The organism is Aliarcobacter vitoriensis (genome assembly GCF_003316695.1).
Classification (GTDB): domain Bacteria; phylum Campylobacterota; class Campylobacteria; order Campylobacterales; family Arcobacteraceae; genus Aliarcobacter; species Aliarcobacter vitoriensis.
The window spans coordinates 61145-81685 of sequence record NZ_PDKB01000007.1 but is presented as its reverse complement, the minus strand read 5'-3'; the positions used below and the strand labels follow the sequence as shown (position 1 = coordinate 81685).

The window sequence follows — 20541 nt, the reverse complement described above, 5'->3', positions numbered from 1 at the left end:
ATACATATATAACTATAGTAGAATTGATAAAAAAACTGTTACTATGATTATAGTATTATCTATACTTATTTTATATTTTCAAATTATATTTATTAATGGTAGCATATTTGAATATATTGATAAAGTAAAAATTAGTTTAGATATAATAAATACTATTGACAGTGGATACAATTTAAAAGAAAACTTTTTTCAATTTTTTATTGATTTTTATTATTATATATTTAAGTATAAAATGATTTCATTGTCTATACCATTTTTATTATTTTCTTTTTGCATAATATTTTTTTTAAAAACTAAAATAAATATTAAAATTATCTATTTTAGTTTAGTTTCTATTTTATTTATAGTATTTTATATACTGATAATCAAATATAATTATGAATCATTATGGTTTATATTTATAATATTTACAATTAATATTTATATGATTTATGGTTTTATTTATTATTTTGAAGATTCTAAGTATATTAAGATAAAAGAATTATTTAAAACTATTCCTTTAGTAGTCATATTAATACTACTTAGTTTTACATTCTCTTTTGGTACAAATAATAGTATGATACCACATATGAATATGTCTTTCATTTTTTCTATAGGTGGTATAATGACATTAATATATATAAATGATAATAAGCAAGTATTTATTAAAATTAATATTTTTTTAAGTATATTAATATCTATTTTAACTTTAAATATTATTGAAAAAGCATATCAAAATCCATATAGGCTAAATACTAGTGTAAAGTATCAAACAGAAAAAGTAGATATTTTAGGTGGAGTAAAAGTAGATAAAGATTTGAAAAATTATATAGATAAATTATTGGAAATAAAAATACAAAATAACATAGTATATTTGTTAGATATGACTGGAGCAACTTCAGGTGCAAATATTTTTTTAGAAGCTAAATATGTGGGTGCTCCATGGTTGTTAGGTGGATATAAAGGTAGTAATGAGTCAGCTTATAAAATTTTAAGTAATGTTCCTAGTGAAAAACTTAAAAATTCTTGGATTTTAGTTGCTCCAAAAGGAAGAAGATCATTAGATATAAATTTATTAAATAAATTAAATTTAAGTTTTCCAAAAAATTATGTTAAAATTGGAACTTTGTTTTTGAAATCAAGAAATGAAACTCAAGAATTGTGGAAACCTATATCTAATTAAAAATTTAATAAAAGAAATAAATGATAAATAAATTTAAACCAAAATCAGAATTTAGCAAAAATGTTCTTACTCTTATGACAGGAACAACTATAGCTCAAGCTATACCCATAGCAATTAGCCCAATACTTACAAGAATATATACTCCTGAAGATTTTGGGGTATTTGCACTTTTTGTAGCTATTACAGCTATACTTGGAAGTATTGCAAATGGAAGATATGAATTGGCTATAATGCTTCCAAGGAAAGATGAAAATGCTATAAATATATTTGCACTTGGATTTATAATAACTTGTTTTATATCTTTGATACTTCTAATCTTAGTTATAGTATTCAATGATTACTTTACCATGTTATTAGGAAATAAAGAAATAAGTTTTTGGTTATATTTTATACCAATAACAGTTTTTTTTATAGGATTATTTAATATATTAAATTATTTTAACAATAGGAAAAAGAATTACAAAGATTTAAGAAATGCAACTATTTTAAAATCATTAGTTTTAGCAATAGTGCAGTTAAGTATAGGTTTTATTAAGCAAGGAGTAGATGGACTTATAAGTGGACAAATTTTATCAAATATGTTTGCAAATATAAAACTTTTAAAAAATATTTTAAAGAATAAAGTATTAATATCAAAAATATCAAAAATAAAGATAGTAGCCTTGGGAAAGAAATATAGTAGATTTCCAAGGTATAATTTAATTTCTTCTTTATCTAATATATTGACTTTGCAATTGCCTTTTATTCTTATCCCAAAGATATTTAATATATCAGTAAGTGGGCATTTTTCTCTTGCTCAAAAATTAATAGATTTACCAAGCTCTCTAATAGCAAATTCAATATCTCAAGTTTTTTTTCAAGAAATTTCTGAAAATAGGAAGAATAAAAAAAATAGTATGCCTTTATTAAAAACTACTATTAAAAAATTGTTTATAATTGCACTACCAATAAGTATTTTTATATATATATTTGCCCCCTATTTATTTGAAATAATTTTTGGTAAAGATTGGCTTATATCAGGAGAAATAGCAAAATATCTTTCATTAATATTTTTAATTAAATTTATTGTATCTCCAATTAGTATATCTTTAGTAGTTTATGAAGAACTTAAAATTTTAGCAAATTGGCAATATTGTTATTTAATGACAAGTATTTGCTTTTTTACTATAGCATTTTATATGCAATTTAATTTAGATACATTTCTTATTTGTTATGTGATTATTTCCTATATAGTATATTTAGTTTATTTATATATTATCATTAAAATTATAAGTAGAATTGGGATATAATTAGAAATCATTAAATGAGTATTAAAGATGAAATTATTTTAGTAATGTAGAAAATTTATATACCATTAATAAATAGTAGGAGAAAAGATTAAATGCTTAGCAAATTTAAAAATGTATATATTTTAGCACCACATACAGATGATGGAGAATTGGGTGCAGGAGGAATGATAAATAAATTAGTTGAATCTGGGGCAAATATATACTATTTTGCATTTTCTACAGCAGAACAGTCAGTTCCTGATGGTTTTCCCAAAGATATACTTAAAAAGGAAGTTATAAATGCGACTTCTAAATTAGGAATAAAAAAAGAAAATGTAATAATTTATAATTATGAAGTAAGAAAACTGAATTATGCTAGACAAGAAATATTAGAAGATCTTATACAACGTAGAAAAGAGTTAAAACCTGATTTGGTAATGATGCCATCATTAAATGATATACATCAAGATCATAGTACTATTGCTCAAGAAGGACTTCGAGCATTTAAAAATACTACAATATTGGGATATGAACTTATTTGGAATAATCTTACTTTCAATACAACATCTTTTATAAAACTTGATAAAAAACATATTCAAGCAAAATGTGATGCTCTGAAAGAATATAAATCTCAAGGTATTAGAGATTATATGAGTGAAGAGTTTATATTCTCTCTTTCTAAAACAAGAGGAGTTCAAATAGGTACACAATATGCAGAAAGTTTTGAGGTAATAAGATGGGTTATGGAGTAAGAGCACAAGAAATAGCCAATTTTTTAAAAGAAGAATTATTTGGTGAAAATATTATTGTTAATGTAGTAAAGCCTTTAAATGGCTTAGTAAGTAATTCTTTTACTTTTTCTAAATCAAAAGATATAAATATTGATAAAAAGGTTCTTGTTCTTTTGCCAAAAAATGTAATTTTTGAAAATGTATCTTTTTCTTATATTTGTGTGGATAATCCTAGACTTGCTTTTGCAAAAGTCGTTAATCAATTTTTTATAAAAAAAGTAGAAGAAGATATAGATTTAACTACAAAAATTGGAAAAAATTGTTGTATAGAAAAAAATGTCTCTATAGGTTCAAATTGTGTAATAGGAGATAATGTAAGAATAAGAAAGGGAACAATAATTAATAATCATGTAGTAATTTATGATAATACTACCATTGGAGAAAATTGCTATATAAAATCAGGGACTATTATAGGTGAAGATGGTTTTGGATTTGATTTTGAAGAAGATAGAACTCCTATTAGAATTCCACATATGGGAAATGTAGTAATTGGAAATAATGTTGAAATAGGAGCTAAAAATACTATTGCTAGAGCTACTTTAGATAAGACAATTATTGAAGATAATGTAAAAATAGATGATCAGGTTCATATAGCCCATAATTGCAAAATAGGTAAAAATACTATCATTACTGCTTGTGTAGAAATAAGTGGTTCTGTAACTATTGGTCAAAATTGTTGGATAGGACCAAATTGTAGTATTATCCAAAAAGTAAAAATTGGGAACAGCGTAGTTATAGGAATTGGTTCAGTTATTACAATAGATATAGAAGATAATAAAAAAATAATGGGATTAGAAGGATTGGATTTAAGAAATTTACTGAAGGTGAAAAAAAGAATTGGATATGGGAAATAATTTATTACATATGGGGAATATAAAATGAAAATAGCTTATGTGTTAATTCATGATATTAAAACAAATGATGGAATAACAAAGAAAATACTTGGACAAAAAACTGAATGGGAAAATAGTGGGCATAAAGTTGAACTTTATACAACAATGATTGAAAAAGGTGACTCAATCTTACCATCTAAACAATATATTTCAAAATCTCCTTTTAAACTAAGATTTCAAGTACAAAATGATATGTTACAAGACATTGATAATTTTAACCCTGATCTGGTGTACTTCAGATACAATACTTGGAGTAGAACATGGAGTTTATTGACGACTAAATATAAATCTGTAGTTGAACTAAATACATATGATTTAGGAGAGTACTTATTATTTCTTAAAAAAGAAAAAACACTAAAAGCTTTTTTAAGATATATAGGATATAAGTTTATGAGAGGCTTATTTCTTGGTAAAGTAAATGGCATAATAGGAGTGACTAAAGAGATAGCAGAACATAAAGATTATACTAAATACAATAAACCAGCTACTTATATTCCAAATGCAATAGATTTAAAAATCTTTAGTACTTTTAAATCTATTAAAACAAATTTACAAGATAGAAGAGTAGGACTATTTTTTATAGGCTCTCCTGGATTCGAATGTCATGGAGTTCGACATATTATTAATTTAGCAAAAAATTTGCCTGAGTATGATTTTCATATTGTAGGAATAGATGGAAATAATAGCTCTAATCTTTATTGGCATGGATATATGAATATGGAACAGTATATGGAAGTATTAAAAAGTTGTGATATTTGTATAAGTAGTTTAGCCACATATGAAAAAAATATAACAGAAGCTTGTCCTTTAAAGGCTAGAGAGTATCTTGCTTATGGATATCCTATGATATTAGGATATGATGATACTGCTTTTATAGATAAGTCTTTACCAAACTGGATACTTAAAATAGATACCCAAAAGCCATTAGATTTTGATAGTATAAGAAAATTTATTGAAAAAAATAAAAATGTAATAATATCTCATGATGAAATACGATTTATAGATACAGCAATTCTTGAAAAAAAAAGATTAGAATTTTTTAAAATAGTTTGTAATTTATGATATATTTAATTTCTTTATTTGTATTAGTTTTATCAGCAATTCTTTTTAAAATGTCGGCTGGAACTTTAGATTTTAAACGAATGAATTTAGTTTCAATTATATTTTATAAAGATTTTGTATTGATGACCTTTTTTGGTGTACTACTCATTGCTACATCATTTGATATTTATTCAAATGAATATTTTTGGGGGATTACAGGACATGTAAGTGAACAATCAAGGTATTATGGTTGGTTATCTACTATGTATACATTTTTAGTATTTCCAATAGGGATGATATTAGCAAATTTTATTTTTTTACGAAAATTTGATATAAAAAAAGATATAAAAAAGTATTTTTTTTCTCCTACTTTACCTTTTATATCGCTTAAAGAAAGTTCTATCTTTTTTGTATTAGTTTGTGCATTGATAGTATCTACTCTTGCTATATTATATGTATTTGCAATGATTGGTAAAATACCAATATTGTATTTATTTAGTGGAGCTGATGCATTGTTTTTAGGGCAGCTAAGAGGTGATGCGAAAATAGGATTTTCTGGTATAGTTGCTATTAGAGATATTATAGCAATTAATTTTACTCTTTTATTATCTCTTATATTATATGCGTATAAGCTATATTATAAAAAGGGTAAATTCAAATTATTGTTTTATTATTCTTTTATTCTTGTAATATTAGCATTAACTTATAATCTTGAAAAAAGTCCAATATTCTTTTATATATTTGGATTACTAATTGTTAGAATAATATTTTATGGGTATGTTAGTATTGGGAAATTAATATTTACAGCACTAATTATGATGATTGGAGTAGCATTATTTTTATCATTTTTTGTTGGAGAAGATATTTTAAAAGCACTTTTGTTTCGTGTTTTAGTAGGACAAAGTGTTGCTATTTTTCAAGGATTTGAATATTTTCCAAATGTACATGAATTTTTGGGTTGGTCTGGAATATCTAAATTATTTGCTTCTTTAAGTGGAGAAGATTTAAAAATTTCTGGAAGAATATTATTTGAAATATATAATCCTAGAGCTGTTGAAATAGGAACAGCAGGATATATTGTTGGACTCTTTAATGCAGAAGCATGGATGCTTTTTGGTTTTTTAGGAGTATTATTGGCTCCATTATATGTTGGTTTTTTTGTCCAAATACTTCATATATTTCTATTAAAAAATAAAAAAACACCAATATTTATAGGACTTTATGCTTATTTTTGTATTAAATTACCATTAAGTGGTACAATTGCAACTTTTTTATATCCAACTCTTATTATTTCTGTAATTGTTTTTGTATGGCTTATTATTATTACTGCTAAAATATTAAATCAAAAATATAATTGGAGGAAATATTGAACTTAGATTTGAAAAATAAAAAAATTTTATATATAGGGCAAAAATTTTTTGGCTATGAACAAGAAATAATTAATAATTTACAAAAATTAGAGGCTACTGTTGACTTCTTTGATGAAAGACCAAGTAATAAGTTTTGGTATAAATTAACTCTAAAATTAAACTTAAAAAACTTATTAAATGGATATATTAATACATATTACAATTGTATTATAAATAAAACTAGAGATATAAAATATGATTATATTTTTATTAATAAACTTGAAAGTATCAATTATGATATTTTAAGTAAAATAAAAAATATACATAATAGCTCCTTTTTTATTTTATATAAATGGGATTCTGTAAAAAATTATAAGCCAGATACTAAAGCATTTAATTTATTTGATAAAAAATTTACTTTTGATTCGGAAGATGCACAAAAGTATGATAATTTTAAATTATTACCATTATTCTATATAGATATTTATAAAAATATTAAAAATAATTCTATAAAATATGATATGTGTTTTATTGGTTCTGGACATAGTGACCGTTATTTATTAATAAAAAAAATAAAAAAAAGTTTAGGTAAAGATAATATTTTTTTTACCTTTTTTTATTTAGGCTCAAAACTAACATATTTATTTAGAAAAATATTTGATAAAAGAATGAAAAAGGCATCTTATAAAGAGTTTAGTTTTGAGTCATTATCTCAAGTTCAAGTTGTAGATTATATTTCTAAATCAAATATTATAATTGATATTGAGCATCCAACGCAAACTGGATTAACTATGAGAACGATAGAAATGCTTGGAGCAAAAAAGAAATTAGTTACTACTAACAAAAGTATAAAAAAATATGATTTTTATCATTCAAATAATATTTTTGTTATAGACAGAAATAACCCTATTATCGATAAAGATTTTATAGAAAAACCATATATTGAAGTTGATAAAGAAATATATGATAAATACTATATAAGAAATTGGTTAATTGCTATTTTTGATAAAGAAGGTTGATTAAAATGATATTTAAAATATTTTGGATTTTAAGAGGACTATTCTATAAGCTATTTTTAGGAAAATTTGGGCTACCTTCATACATAGGAAAACCTGTATTTATAGGAAATTTTAAAAGAATTTTTATAGGAAAAAAAGTTCGTATTATGCCAAATGCTAGAATAGAAGTAATAGATAAAAATTCTTCTATTGTATTTGAAGACAATATTTCTATAGCACAAAACTTACATATTATTTCGGGTGGAAATCAAGAATTGATAATAGGTAAAAATACAACTTTTTCAGCAAATGTATTTATTACAAATATAGACCATGAGTATCAAGATATTAACATACATATTATGGAACAAAAACTGATATTTAGTAAAACTCAAATAGGTGAAAATTGTTTTATAGGATATGGGGCAGTTATTCAAGCAGGAACAATTTTGGGTAAACAGTGTATTGTTGGTGCAAATGCAGTGGTTCGTGGGCATTTTCCTCCTTATTGTGTGATTGTTGGAGTTCCTGCAAAAATAGTGAAAAGATATGATGAAAAAAGTGGCGATTGGAGAAAAACAGATAAATATGGAGAGTTTGTAGAATAATAATATGCCTATAAAATCCATAAAAATAAAAAATATACTATCATTTGAAGATTTATATGTTGATAGATTTGAAGAGATAAATTGTATTATAGGTAGAAATAATGTAGGTAAATCAAATTTATTAAAAGTTATAAGATATTTTTATCAGAAATTAACAAATGAAAGGGTTTTACCACTAGAATTAAATTCAAATTATAGTAGTTTTGGAATGATTTCTATTGAGTATGATACAAGTTTTTTATCAAGGGTAGTTAGTGCTACAAAAAATATAAATATTGGATATTTTCAAAAGATAAAAGAAAAATTAATTAAATATTCAGAAGATGATATTTTAATTTTAGAACTTTTTATAAATTCTGATGATTCTATAAGATGGAATATAGAAGATAAAGAACTAAGAAATATTATTGTAGATATTTTCCCTTTTTTTGACTTACCATCTAGATACATAGAACCAAAGGATTGGAGTAAGTTATGGCATTTAATTTCTAGATTAAAACCTTTTAATCCACATAAAATAAAAATAGATAGAGTAAAAGAGTTTTTTGATACGGAAATAAACTCAAATCAAAATTATAAAACTTATTCAAATTATATAGGAGATATAGAAAAATATTTAGAAATAGATAGATATAAACATAGTGATAAGGTGTTGAATTTTGTAAAATCTGGATTAAGAGGAGAAAGATTTTTAATAGATAGTAAAAGTATAGATACTCAATCCGATGGAACTAATACTTATAAATTTCTTGAAGCTTTTTTAAGTTTAATGATAGTTTTGACTAAAAAATCTTATATATCACCTATTGTTTATATCGATGAACCTGAAATAGGGTTTCATCCTAAAAGAAGCGAAGAGTTTATAGAAAAGATTTATGATTTATTTAGTATTCATACTTACAATAGACCATATCCAAATATTTTTATAGCGACACACTCTCCTAGTATTGTTAAGCAAGTAATAAAACTATTTAAAGATAAACATCAGATTTTACATTTTTCTAAAGATAAAAAAGAACATACTATGATAAATAAGATGAATTCTAAATTTGAAGATGAAAGATTTTTAAATATCTTTGGAGATAATGAAGCTAGACTGTTTTTTAGTAGATTTATACTTTTTGTAGAAGGTGAAACAGAATTAGAGATATTTGCTAATCAAAAACTAAAAGAATTTTTCCCCGTTCTAAAAAGGATAGATGTTTATAAATCTAGTAGTAATGTTTTAAGTTCTAGTTTAAATCCATCTTATAATAATAGTTCTATCCCTTATTTATATTTATATGATGCGGATAAGATTTATAATTTTAAAAGAGATGGTAAGAAAAGAGGAATTATACTTCAAAATAAAAATAAGTTTTTGTATACTTTACCAGATAGTAAAGATTGTTCAATTGAACAATTTAGAAAAGAATCAAAAGCAATTAGATATGGACATAGTATTAATTTATTAAAAAAATACAATAAATATCTTAATACTATTGAATTGTTCCATGGTAAAAAGTATAATTTTAATAATTTTTATTTTAGTATATCTGATATAAATTTTCATGATAATGTTAAAGCGATAAAAAAATATCTAATTTTACATAGAGTGTTTTTTGTAAATACTACAATTGAAGGTAGTTTAATTAATAATCATAGTAGTTCTTTATTTTTTGAATGGATTAAGTTGGAGTACTCTATCTTGCCTAAAAGTTTTTTATATTTAAAAACACTAAAAAATAGAAGATATATAACTGATGAACTTTTAGTTTTATATTTTAGGATTTTATTTGATGGCAAATTTGAAACTCAAATTGACTATAAAATTCTAATTAATAGTAAAACTAATTTTAAGGCTAAATTTCTTTTAAAAAGTTTGAATAAATATATTTCTAAACAAAATAAAACTTCAGGTTGGACAACAAAATTCTTAAATTATTCTTTAAATACAATAGAAAAAGAATGTAAAAAGAATGATTCAAAAGAAAAAGATGAAGAGTTTAGAAATATATTTAAACAAAAATTTGGGGAGCTTTTTGATATAATAACACTTGTCGAAAAGTCTCTATCTGATAGATAAGGGATTTAAAATGAATTTTTTAAATATATGCTTGACGTATCTAGCCCAAAAAGTACTATTGATTTACAGCATTTTAGATAAATCTTTAGTCCACTTTGTGAAATATTGTAATTTGTATCAGGTATGGTAGCTTTTCGATGAAAATAAATAAAAAACAATTATTTCAACAAATAAAACTACTTTTAAATTCAAATAATCGAATTAATAACTTAGAAGTAGAAGAATTTAAAATAGGTAAAAACTTTTTTTATAAAATAGATAATATAGAAATAATTAAATTTCATGATTGGTTAAACAATTATCTCCTAGATAAAATTGAAATAAATAACTCCTCTAAAGCTTTTATAACAGATAAATCTTATCTTGATTTTTTTGAACCACATATAAAAAATTATAATTTTATAAGATTGGATATAAAATCATTTTTTCATTCTATAAATATTAAAGATATAGCAAATGCAGCTAAGGCATATTTTGATAAAGATACTATAGAACTTGATAAAAAATATCCATTATTATCATTTTTTTTATTTTTTACTACTTATAAAATACCAGATATTAGTGAAAATAAAAAATTTATAAATAAACGAGTACTTCCTATGGGATTTAAAACTTCTCCAAAAATTTCAAATATAGTATTTAGATCTTTAGATATTCAAATTCAAAAACTTTGTATAAAAAATGGTATAACATACACAAGATATGTAGATGATATGCTATTTTCTTCTAAAAAGGATTTAACATATATTCACACAGATAGTTTTATAGAACAAATTAGTTTTATATTGAATCAAATGAATTTTCAACTCAATAGTAAAAAAACTATAAAAGCTAAACATACTATTTCTCTTAATGGATATACAATAGATAGTTCAAAAAAAGAGTTTAGAATTTCAAATAAGAAATTATTAAAAATAAAAAAACTAATTTATATGAAAAATATTCAAAAAAAGAGTGCAAAAGATATTTTAAAAAAGCTATTTCCTAAAGATTTTAGAAAATATAAGCTAAGATATTGTAGTAGTCAGCTAGAAAATAAAATTAAAGGATATAGAAGCTATTTATTATCTTTTATTGTCTTTGATAATAAATATAAATGCTTGAGTGAAAATACTAAAAATAGTTATATTGATTTGATAAATAAGTTGGAAAAGTTAATTTTATTAGATACAAAAGTATATAATGATGAAATAGATGAGGATTTTTGAAAATAGTATTAGAAAAATTATAATTAATTAAAATAAAAATAAATTAATGAGAAGGTTATGTAGATGGTATCATATATTAGCGATATAAATTTAAGTAAACTATATAAATATGTTCAAGATAATATAATTTAAAATGAATATCAAATTAAAAGAAAAAACAGTTTTATTTTTAGCTCCAAATTTTTTTGGATATGAAATAGAGATAAAAAAAAAGTTAGAAAATTTTGGTGCAAAAGTTATATATTTTGATGAAAGACCAAAGAATGATTTTTTTACAAAAGCATTTATAAGATTAAATTTAAAAAGTATTATCTCAAAAAGAATAGAAGATTATTATAAAAATATAGTTGAAGCTACAAAATATGAAAATATTGATTATTTATTTTTAATTGCACCAGAGACTATAAGTATTAAAACTATTGTAGAAATAAAATCTATACATCAAAATATAAAAATATTTTCATATTTTTGGGATTCTATTAAAAATAAAAAAACATCTTTAGACTATTTAGATATTTCAGATAAATATTTTACATTTGATTCTAGTGATACAAATATTGATAAAAAAATTAAATTCTTACCACTATTTTATATAAAAAATTATGAAAATATAGCAGATACAAAAAATGAATTGGTTTATGATATTTGTTTTATTGGTACAGTTCATAGTGATAGGTATAAAATTATAAAAGAGCTAGGAAAACAGTTAAAAGGAACAAATATAAATACATCTTTTTATTTTTATTCTCCTAGTAAAATTCTTTTCTTTTTTCAGAAATTATTAAAAAAAGATTTTAGAAATATTAAATGGAGTGAAGTTTCATTTAAACCACTATCTAAATCAGATGTTATTGATATAATTAAAAAATCAAAATGTATTATAGATATACAACATCCAAATCAAACTGGTTTAACTATGAGAACAATTGAAATACTTGGAGCAAAGAAAAAACTTTTAACTACAAATAAAGAAATTGAAAAATATGATTTTTATAATAAAAACAATATATTTGTATTTGATAGAAATAAACCTAAAATTTGTCCAGATTTTTTAATAGAAAATTATGAAGATATAGATATAGATATTTATCAGAAGTATTCATTGGAAAATTGGATAAAAACTATATTTAAGGGTAATATTAATGAATAAAATACTAATTACAGTTTCAAATGGATATTTAGGAAGTAGTTTTTTAAATCAGTACAAAAATAAATATACCTTTGAAAAAATTCCATTTTCTGAAAGTTTATTAAAGCTAGTAAAACGGTCGTTTTATAAGCGACTTTATGGAAGTTTAGAGGTAGATAATACTCTCACAAAAGAAAAACTAAATCTAAAAAATCCATATAGTGTATAATATGGAATAAAACTGACGATAAAAGAAGAAAAAATATAATAAAAGTCAAATTATAGTATGATATAAAGTATGAATAGTAGTAAGATAAAGGAGATTTATGTTAAGAAAAACAGTAACAATAAATGACTCATTATATGATGTATTAAAATCAACTAATATAACAAAACAATATAGTTCTTTTTCAGAATTAGTATCAAATGCTTTAGAGTTATTAATAGAAAAAAATAAAAAAGAGCAATATAAAAAAGCGATGATAGAAGCTTCAAAAGATAAGCTTTATATTCAAGATATGGAAGATATTACAAATGATTTTAAATATGCTGATTTTGAAGAGAAATAGATGAATCAGTATGATATTTATTTAGCAGATTTAAACCCAATTGTTGGAAGAGAACAATCGGGAACTAGACCAGTTTTAGTAATATCAAATGATTATGAAAATATTTTAGATGTTATTACAATTATTCCTATAACTTCTTTAAAAGATGAAAGAAAAATATATCCAAATGAATTTTTATTAAAAAAAGAGTTAGAAAAATCTTCAATACTTTTATGCCAACAAATAAGAACTATTTCTAAAAATAGACTTATAAAAAAACTAGCTTCAATCTCAAGTATTAAAACACAAGAAAAGATTTTACAAATACTTTGTCAGAGATTTGAAAGGATTTAACTTTGATTTATATACTTTTATTTTTTATATCTTTTTCCATTACATATTTTATAAAAAATTATATGATAAAAAAATCATTTGTGGCAAGTGTAAATGAAAGAAGTTCTCATACAGTTCCAACTCCTCATGGTGGAGGAATAGCACTTGCCATTACTTGGTTTATAGGATTATTTTATCTTTATTTTTCAAATCAAATAGATCTAAATCTATTTTATGCTTTACTTTTTGGAGCAGTTATTTCAGTAGTTAGTTTTTTTGATGATATTTATGAACTAAGCCCGAAATTAAGACTTATAGTTCAAGCTATTGTTGCTATTGGAGGATTGTATTTTTTAGGTGGATTTGAAACTTTAACTTTTGGTATTTTTGATATACAAAATCCTATTTTTACAAATATTTTTGCTTTTTTTATGATTATTTGGTTTATAAATCTTTATAACTTTTTAGATGGTATAAATGGCTATGCAGGAAGTGAAGCAGTTTTTTTAAGTTTTGCTGGATTTATTTTATTTAGTGGGAATCATTTTTTAGTTTTACTTGTGGCAGTTTTAGGATTTTTATATTGGAATTGGAATAAAGCTAAGATATTTATGGGAGATGTAGGAAGTACACTTTTAGGATATAATGTAGCTATTTTTACTATATATTATTCAAATCAAGAATCAGCCAATTTTTGGATATGGATTATATTATTTAGTGTTTATTGGTTTGATGCAACTTTGACTTTAATACGAAGAAAATTAAATAAAGAAAAGCTATCTCAAGCACATAAAAAACATGCTTATCAAAGATTAACTCAATCAGGATGGAGTCATTATAAAGTTACAAATTATTCTATAGGATTAAATTTAGTTTTATTTATTATAGTTTATTTTATACCAAATATTTTTGTAGCTTTTATGATAGCTTTGATAATTTTAGTTTTAAGTATGAAATTTGTAGATAATAAAAAAAGATTTGAATAATGAACTATAAAAGACTTGAAATACCTGAGTTAATACTTTGTGAGCCAACTTTTCATAAAGATAATCGTGGATTTGTTTTTGAATCATTTAAAAAAGAGAGTTTTGATAACTTCTTAGGATTTAATGTTGATTTTTGTCAAGATAATATTTCATATAGTAAATATGGAGTTATAAGGGGACTTCACACAAACAGCTTAGATTATGCACAGTCAAAGTTAGTAAGTGTATTAAAAGGTAAAATTTTAGATGTTGCAGTTGATTTTAGAGTAGGAAGTCCAACTTTTGGTAAATCTATAAGTATAGAGTTAAATAGTGAAGAAAATAAACAACTTTTTGTTCCTAGAGGTTTTTTGCATGGATTTTCAGTTTTAAGTGAAGATGCTTTGGTTATGATAAAAATTGATAGATATTTTGCACAAGGCGAGAGCATTGGTGTAAGATATGATGATGAAAATTTGAATATTGATTGGAAAATAAAAAAAAAATCAGTCATTGTTTCTGAAGCTGATAAAAATTTATTAGCTTTTAAAGATACAAAATCACCATTTATGTACAATAAAAATTATTATTAGAAGGTAAAACAAATGAGTTATATAGGGGATAAACGATTTTTAGGGATTATAGTAAATATTATCGTATCTATATTTACTTTTTATTTAGTGACTTTTTTAATACATAAAGAGTTTTCATTACTTGCTTTAAGTAGCATAATTTCAACTAGAATACTGTTTTCATTTTTACTTTTTGATGACTATAAACTATCTTGGTCAAAAGCTTCTACAAAAACAGGATTGATGAAAATTATACTTGCATTGATTAGTTTTATTGTGTATACACCTATTTTGTATTATTTTTATCATATTTCTTTTAATCTTTTATTTATTGATTTGATTTTTTACACATTTATTATAAATATTTTGGTTTATGTCTATAAATATTATCACTCTGTTGGAAAAAATAAGAAGACAAAAAATTTAGTAATATATGGAGCGGGAAAAGCTGGGCTTCAGCTTCAAAGAGAGTTCTTAAGTAGTGAATACAAACTTATTTGTTTTATAGATGATGATGAAATTTTACATCACAGAAGTATAGATGGTATTTCTATTTATTCAAAAGAAAAATATAACGATTATTTTGAAAAAGAAAAATTTGATTTGATAGTAATTGCTATGCCATCAGCTTCGCAAGAACAGATTAAAACTATATATGAATCTATGCAAGATAAATTTGATAAAATAAAAATTCTACCTTCTATGAATAATATTCTAAAAAAAGAGGAGTTTTCTAAACAACTTAAAGATATCGGAGTAGAAGATTTACTTGCTAGAAAACCTAAAGATTTAGATAAAAATGCCATTCAAAATTTTATAAAAGATAAAATAGTTCTTATAACTGGAGCTGGTGGAAGTATAGGAAGTGAAATAGCAAGACAATGTAAAGTTTATGGAGCAAAACAGCTTATATTACTTGATCATAGTGAATTTAATCTTTACTCAATTTTAGAAGAATTAAGAGATAAAAATGTAGTCCCTATTATGCAAAGTGTAAGAGATCTAAAAACTTTAGAAAAAACTTTTGAAAAATATAATCCAGAAATTGTTATTCATGCAGCTGCTTATAAACATGTACCTTTAGTTGAACACAATATTTTAGAAGGTATTACAAATAATATAATTGGAACAAAAAATTGTATAGATTTATCTATACAATATGGTGTAGAAAAGTTTGTTCTTATATCAACAGATAAAGCGGTTCGTCCAACAAATGTTATGGGTACAACAAAACGAATTTGTGAACTTTATGCACAAAATGTAGAAGCAAAAAATACAGAAATAATAGCTGTTAGATTTGGAAATGTTTTAGGAAGTAGTGGAAGTGTAATTCCTAAATTTAAATCACAAATAGAAGCTGGAAAAAATATCACAGTAACTCATCCTGATATAACAAGATATTTTATGCTTATTCCAGAAGCTTGTGAACTTGTGCTTCAAGCTGCAAGTATTGGCAAAGGAGGGGAGATATTTATTCTAGATATGGGTGAACCTATCAAAATAGTCGATTTAGCTAAAAAAATGATTGAATTAAGTGGAAGAAATGAGATTCAAATAGAATTTTGTGGATTAAGAATAGGGGAAAAACTATATGAAGAACTACTTATAAATGATAGCGATACAAAAACACAATATGAGTCTATTACAGTTGCAAGTTCAACAAAATTTGATATAAATGAATTAAATAAAAAAATAGAAGAACTTCTTATTTGTGAAGATAAAATAGTAAAATTAAAAGAGATTGTTCCAGAATTTGATCATAAATTGAATTCTTAGAAATTAATTTTAGTTTAAATTAATTTTAAGAAATGTATAATTACTGTAAATAAACAAGGAGTTATTATGCAAATTTCAAGTAGTACAAACCAAGCTCTAAACGCTTTTCAACAAAATGCAAGTTCAAAGGTCGAAAATACGCAAAATAGTCAAGTTCAAAAACAAAATGAACAAGAAAAATCAGTAGATGAAATCATCAATAATTCAGCAGCAAAAGTTGCTATATCTATGAATGCTCAATATATTTTATTTGAGATGAATGCATCTAAAATGACAAAAGATAATGCTTTTGGACAATTAACAGCAACAAAAGCTCAACAAGGAGTTTTAGATTTTTTAGGTGGAACTGGTAAAATAGACAATATGAGCTTATCAGATATTGGATATAAAGGAAAACCTATTTTAGAATTGACTAAAGAAGAAGCAACTAATTTGGTTGGTGAAAATGGTTTCTTTGGTATAAAACAGACTTCAGATAGAGTTGCTGGGTTTTCTATTGGTATAGCTGGAGATAATTTAGATAATCTTGCAAAAGTTAGAGAAGGAATCGTAAAAGGTTTTGAAGAGGCAGAAAAAATGTTTGGTGGAGAACTTCCTGAAATTTCATATAAAACTCAAGAGCGAACTTTAGCTTTAATAGATGCTAAAATAGAATCTTTAAAAAACCCAAAATCAGAAAAAACTGAACAAGAGTAATCAAAGTGAGATTGAGAAAAATCTCAATCTTACAGTATTTTATGCTTTAACGTCGTGAACAACAGCAACTTTTCCACTCCATTGAGTAAAAATATCGCAAGCAACTTTAGTTCCATCACCACTTGCACAAGCAAACATTGTAGGAACTCCACTAGCAAGTCCAGCTACATATAAATTTGGTGCAATCACATTATTTTTATTTTCTAAATAAATAAGATTTGGTTTTGGAACAAAAATATTATCTTTTACTACAACACCATCAACTTCTATATCAAATTTATGTAATCCAGTAGCAAGAACCACTATCTCAGATTCAAATGTACTATTTTCAGTTGTTACTTTGAAAGTATTTCCAATTTTTTCTATTTTTGTAGCCTTTTCTTCTTTTAACTCAATTGCAGGATAGTTTTTTATTTGATTTTTCATTTTTACCAATAAATCAACACCATTTATACCAAATTCAACACCAGCAACATTGCAATATCTTCCAACATTTAAATCACTCTTATTGTCATCAAGCATTAAATATTTTTTATCTTTCGCCCAATCAAACTTATCATTTGCACTTCCTAAGTTTAAAGCACAACCAAATCCAGCTGCACCAGCCCCTATAATAATCACATCATATTTCATAATTTATCCTTTATTTAATTTAAAACTATATTTTATCAAAAGCTTTATAAAATTAATACTTATTCTTTTATCCAATTTTCTATATGTTTTACTAGATCTTTTGGAAACTCTAAAGGTATATTATGACTTGTTCCTATTCTTTTAAATAATTTGATATTATGATTTTCATTTTCTAGCTTGTTTAAACTATCTTTATCTAAAAGTCTATCTTCACTACTGTAGAACATATATATAGGAATATTAAGTTTATTAAGGCTTTCAAATAAATCAATTCTATTAAAAGTACTTGTTAATTGAGTTAAAAATACATCCCTTCCAAGTTCATTGAACATATCCATGATAGTTTGAATTAAATCATCATCATTTTGATTTTGAACTTCTACTAGACTAATAGCTTTTTCTCTATCTAAGCCAAACTCATGAGAGTTTTTAAAAGCTTCTATTTTTAACTCTCTTCTTGCTAACTCTTCTTTTGAAGTCGTTCCTGGAGTTGCTGAAACTGTAAAAAGTTTTTTTACTTTTTGTGGAAATTTACAAGTAAAATAAGAGGCTATATAACCGCCTAATGAAAATCCTAAAATATTTATTTTCTCTTCTTTGAAGTTGTTGCTTAATATCTCTACAATTTCATCAAAATTTGTAGAATTTGGTATTGGAGTGTGGATTATTTCAAATCTATTTTCTAAAAGTGGTATTACTTTTTTCCAAAGTCTAATATCTGTCATAAGCCCTGGAATAAAATATATCTTTTCCTTTTTCATATAATCTCCTTATTATAAACAATTATTTTATATAAACTCATCTTAGAAAGATATATTACGGAATATAATAAGTTATGCTTATTTATATTAAATTAAGTTATCTTATATAATAATTTCAAAAAGGAGTTTAAAATGAATACATTTGATAAAATAAGAGCATTTTGTAGACCATTTAGAATAGTTATAGGGATTATTTTAATAGCAATAGGAATATTTACAGGTATTGTATGGTTTTATTTAGGGATTATTCCACTGCTTGTGGGATTAGTTGATTTTTGTCCAGTTTGTATTATTAGTAAAAAATGTACACCAAAAATTCAAAAGTAAGTTTTCTTACTTTTTGAATTTTATAGTTATCATTCCATAGAAGTTATTGTCTTTGTAAAATTCAACTCTATAGTATTGTTTGTTGTTGTCTATTGAAAAGCTATCTACCATATCAGATTTTTTAAGTAATATTCCATCTTCGCTATCAACTCCAGTTTTGCTAAATCCGATAACATTTACTCTAAAATCACTTTTTAATATTTTAAAGCTATCTGTAACTTCTACAATATTTCCAAAAGTTGTATCGATCGCTTTGTTATTATCAACTTCTATTTTTATAGTTTCAGTTGAATTTTTTATATCAAAATATTGTGGAAAAAGTGTAGTGACTAGTATATTTCCAACATATATTTGGTATGAACCATTTACATATTTCATATTTGCTAAAGTGTGATTGAATGTAAAATCATTGTTATCTTTTTGCATAGGAACAAATCTTAAAACTTTTCTAATATCACTTAAATCAAGTTTTATATTGTTATTTATGCTAACTGTTCCAAAATCAAAAACAAGTTTTTTTACATCTTCATAGCTATTTATATCAAAATCTCTTTCAAACTCTATATCCATAATTTTCATAAATTCTTCAATAGATTTTAGTTGATATACAACTTTTTCTGTTAAATCAGAGATATTTTTACTTGTTTCTATCGCAAAAGCTGGTTTATCGTTTGTAACTGCAAAAAAAGTAAGCGATAATTGTTGTTGTTCATCTTTATATTGCGTTTCAGTATTTTTTACTCCAAAAGAGTGATAATCTTTGAAAAGCATATTTTTATTCAAATTATCTCTTACCATTGAAGCTATTTCATCCAAATTTCCAAATTTATCTAAAGAGTGTATTTTCTCTTGGTCAATGATTGTTGCTTGTCCCCATGCTCTTGGATTGAAGATGGCATTTTCATAAGTTTGCCTATAAAATCCATGCCCATCATGTAGATTTAATACTAAATCTACTTTTTTATCTAGGATTATCTCTTTTATCTTTTGAACATTTTTATAGTCTGGATCAGATTTGTCTATATTGCTAAATTTTCTATTCATATCTTTATAAATACCTCTTTGATTTGCAATCATACTATCGATATTCACACTAGGTGCTATCCAAAGTGAACCTTTTTTGATTTTATAATATTTTTCTAAAAAGGCTGGTGCAAAATAACCTCCAGGTTCATCTCCATGTATTCCACCAATAACTAAAAGTGTATGACTTTTTTCATTACCTTCTTTTTTATAAATGGTAAAATCTTTGTTTGTGTTTGCATAAATAGATGTTATTAAAAATAGAATAAGAGTAAAAAACTTCATATCTCTCCTAAAGTTTTAAAATTATTAAAAAATGGTTTGTATAATATCTAAATAGTTTTTAGATATGAATTAATGTTATATTTAAGTATAAATTTACTATATTAAAATCT

The 20541-nt window shown here is 23.8% G+C and carries 22 protein-coding genes; 19 read left to right on the top strand and 3 right to left on the bottom strand.

Features of this window, described 5'->3' with window-relative positions:
• Positions 1-604: 604 nt before the first annotated feature.
• The 18 genes from CRU91_RS12160 to CRU91_RS05195 all read left to right on the top strand — a co-directional run bounded on the left by CRU91_RS12160 (position 605) and on the right by CRU91_RS05195 (position 17402).
• Entirely contained in the window at positions 605-1162 is a 558-nt protein-coding gene (locus tag CRU91_RS12160; protein WP_146951593.1) for a hypothetical protein, read from the top strand.
• A 20-nt stretch (positions 1163-1182) separates the two neighbouring features.
• A complete protein-coding gene (locus CRU91_RS05275) occupies positions 1183-2451 on the top strand; it encodes a lipopolysaccharide biosynthesis protein (RefSeq protein WP_113894130.1) in 1269 nt (422 codons plus the stop codon).
• A 92-nt stretch (positions 2452-2543) separates the two neighbouring features.
• The gene (locus CRU91_RS05270) at positions 2544-3182 is read left to right on the top strand and encodes a PIG-L deacetylase family protein (RefSeq protein ID WP_113894128.1); all 639 of its coding nucleotides are present in this window, start codon (positions 2544-2546) and stop codon (positions 3180-3182) included.
• Positions 3167-4075 carry a UDP-3-O-(3-hydroxymyristoyl)glucosamine N-acyltransferase gene (locus tag CRU91_RS05265; RefSeq protein ID WP_113894126.1) on the top strand — a complete coding sequence of 303 codons (909 nt, stop codon included), beginning with the start codon at positions 3167-3169 and terminating at the stop codon, positions 4073-4075. The genes CRU91_RS05270 and CRU91_RS05265 overlap by 16 nt, the downstream gene beginning before the upstream one ends.
• Positions 4076-4099: 24 nt before the next feature.
• Complete coding sequence (locus CRU91_RS05260) at positions 4100-5176, top strand: glycosyltransferase family protein (RefSeq protein WP_113894124.1); 1077 nt, start codon at positions 4100-4102, stop codon at positions 5174-5176.
• Positions 5173-6525 (top strand): O-antigen polymerase, encoded by a 1353-nt coding sequence (locus tag CRU91_RS05255; RefSeq protein ID WP_113894122.1) that lies wholly within the window; start codon positions 5173-5175, stop codon positions 6523-6525. Before CRU91_RS05260 ends, CRU91_RS05255 begins: the two co-directional genes overlap by 4 nt.
• Positions 6522-7523 (top strand): hypothetical protein, encoded by a 1002-nt coding sequence (locus CRU91_RS05250; RefSeq protein WP_113894120.1) that lies wholly within the window; start codon positions 6522-6524, stop codon positions 7521-7523. Before CRU91_RS05255 ends, CRU91_RS05250 begins: the two co-directional genes overlap by 4 nt.
• 5 nt (positions 7524-7528) lie before the next feature.
• Positions 7529-8110, top strand: coding sequence for an acyltransferase (locus tag CRU91_RS05245; RefSeq protein WP_222718406.1), 582 nt, complete (start codon positions 7529-7531; stop codon positions 8108-8110).
• A gap of 4 nt (positions 8111-8114) precedes the next feature.
• On the top strand, positions 8115-10175 hold the full coding sequence (locus tag CRU91_RS05240) for a retron Eco8 family effector endonuclease (protein ID WP_113894118.1): 2061 nt from the start codon (positions 8115-8117) through the stop codon (positions 10173-10175).
• Between the two features lie 137 nt (positions 10176-10312).
• The gene (locus CRU91_RS05235; RefSeq protein ID WP_113894116.1) at positions 10313-11383 is read left to right on the top strand and encodes a reverse transcriptase family protein; all 1071 of its coding nucleotides are present in this window, start codon (positions 10313-10315) and stop codon (positions 11381-11383) included.
• Positions 11384-11516: 133 nt separating this feature from the next.
• Positions 11517-12533: a lipopolysaccharide biosynthesis protein gene (locus CRU91_RS05230; RefSeq protein WP_113894114.1), complete on the top strand. Its 1017-nt coding sequence runs from the start codon at positions 11517-11519 to the stop codon at positions 12531-12533.
• Positions 12526-12741: a hypothetical protein gene (locus tag CRU91_RS12375; protein WP_235826955.1), complete on the top strand. Its 216-nt coding sequence runs from the start codon at positions 12526-12528 to the stop codon at positions 12739-12741. The genes CRU91_RS05230 and CRU91_RS12375 overlap by 8 nt, the downstream gene beginning before the upstream one ends.
• A 97-nt stretch (positions 12742-12838) precedes the next feature.
• Positions 12839-13081 carry a hypothetical protein gene (locus tag CRU91_RS05220; RefSeq protein ID WP_113894112.1) on the top strand — a complete coding sequence of 81 codons (243 nt, stop codon included), beginning with the start codon at positions 12839-12841 and terminating at the stop codon, positions 13079-13081.
• Positions 13082-13414: a type II toxin-antitoxin system PemK/MazF family toxin gene (locus CRU91_RS05215; RefSeq protein WP_113894110.1), complete on the top strand. Its 333-nt coding sequence runs from the start codon at positions 13082-13084 to the stop codon at positions 13412-13414.
• Between the two features lie 62 nt (positions 13415-13476).
• Complete coding sequence (locus CRU91_RS05210) at positions 13477-14379, top strand: MraY family glycosyltransferase (RefSeq protein WP_371317910.1); 903 nt, start codon at positions 13477-13479, stop codon at positions 14377-14379.
• Positions 14379-14951 carry a dTDP-4-dehydrorhamnose 3,5-epimerase gene (rfbC, locus tag CRU91_RS05205; protein ID WP_113894106.1) on the top strand — a complete coding sequence of 191 codons (573 nt, stop codon included), beginning with the start codon at positions 14379-14381 and terminating at the stop codon, positions 14949-14951. Before CRU91_RS05210 ends, rfbC begins: the two co-directional genes overlap by 1 nt.
• 12 nt (positions 14952-14963) lie before the next feature.
• Complete coding sequence (gene pglF / locus CRU91_RS05200) at positions 14964-16706, top strand: UDP-N-acetylglucosamine 4,6-dehydratase (configuration-retaining) (RefSeq protein ID WP_113894104.1); 1743 nt, start codon at positions 14964-14966, stop codon at positions 16704-16706.
• A gap of 66 nt (positions 16707-16772) precedes the next feature.
• Positions 16773-17402, top strand: a complete 630-nt coding sequence (locus CRU91_RS05195) for a hypothetical protein (protein ID WP_113894103.1) — start codon at positions 16773-16775, stop codon at positions 17400-17402.
• A gap of 39 nt (positions 17403-17441) precedes the next feature.
• Here the strand turns inward: CRU91_RS05195 and CRU91_RS05190 are convergent, their stop codons facing one another.
• Positions 17442-18035, bottom strand: coding sequence for an FAD-dependent oxidoreductase (locus CRU91_RS05190; RefSeq protein WP_113894101.1), 594 nt, complete (start codon positions 18033-18035; stop codon positions 17442-17444).
• A 59-nt stretch (positions 18036-18094) separates the two neighbouring features.
• Positions 18095-18796 (bottom strand): alpha/beta fold hydrolase, encoded by a 702-nt coding sequence (locus CRU91_RS05185; RefSeq protein ID WP_113894099.1) that lies wholly within the window; start codon positions 18794-18796, stop codon positions 18095-18097.
• A 132-nt stretch (positions 18797-18928) separates the two neighbouring features.
• Between CRU91_RS05185 and CRU91_RS05180 the strand changes: the two genes are divergently transcribed.
• On the top strand, positions 18929-19123 hold the full coding sequence (locus tag CRU91_RS05180; RefSeq protein WP_113894097.1) for a YgaP-like transmembrane domain: 195 nt from the start codon (positions 18929-18931) through the stop codon (positions 19121-19123).
• A gap of 6 nt (positions 19124-19129) precedes the next feature.
• Here CRU91_RS05180 and CRU91_RS05175 read toward each other — a convergent pair whose 3' ends face one another.
• Positions 19130-20431: a M99 family carboxypeptidase catalytic domain-containing protein gene (locus CRU91_RS05175; protein ID WP_113894095.1), complete on the bottom strand. Its 1302-nt coding sequence runs from the start codon at positions 20429-20431 to the stop codon at positions 19130-19132.
• Between the last annotated feature and the right edge of the window lie 110 nt (positions 20432-20541).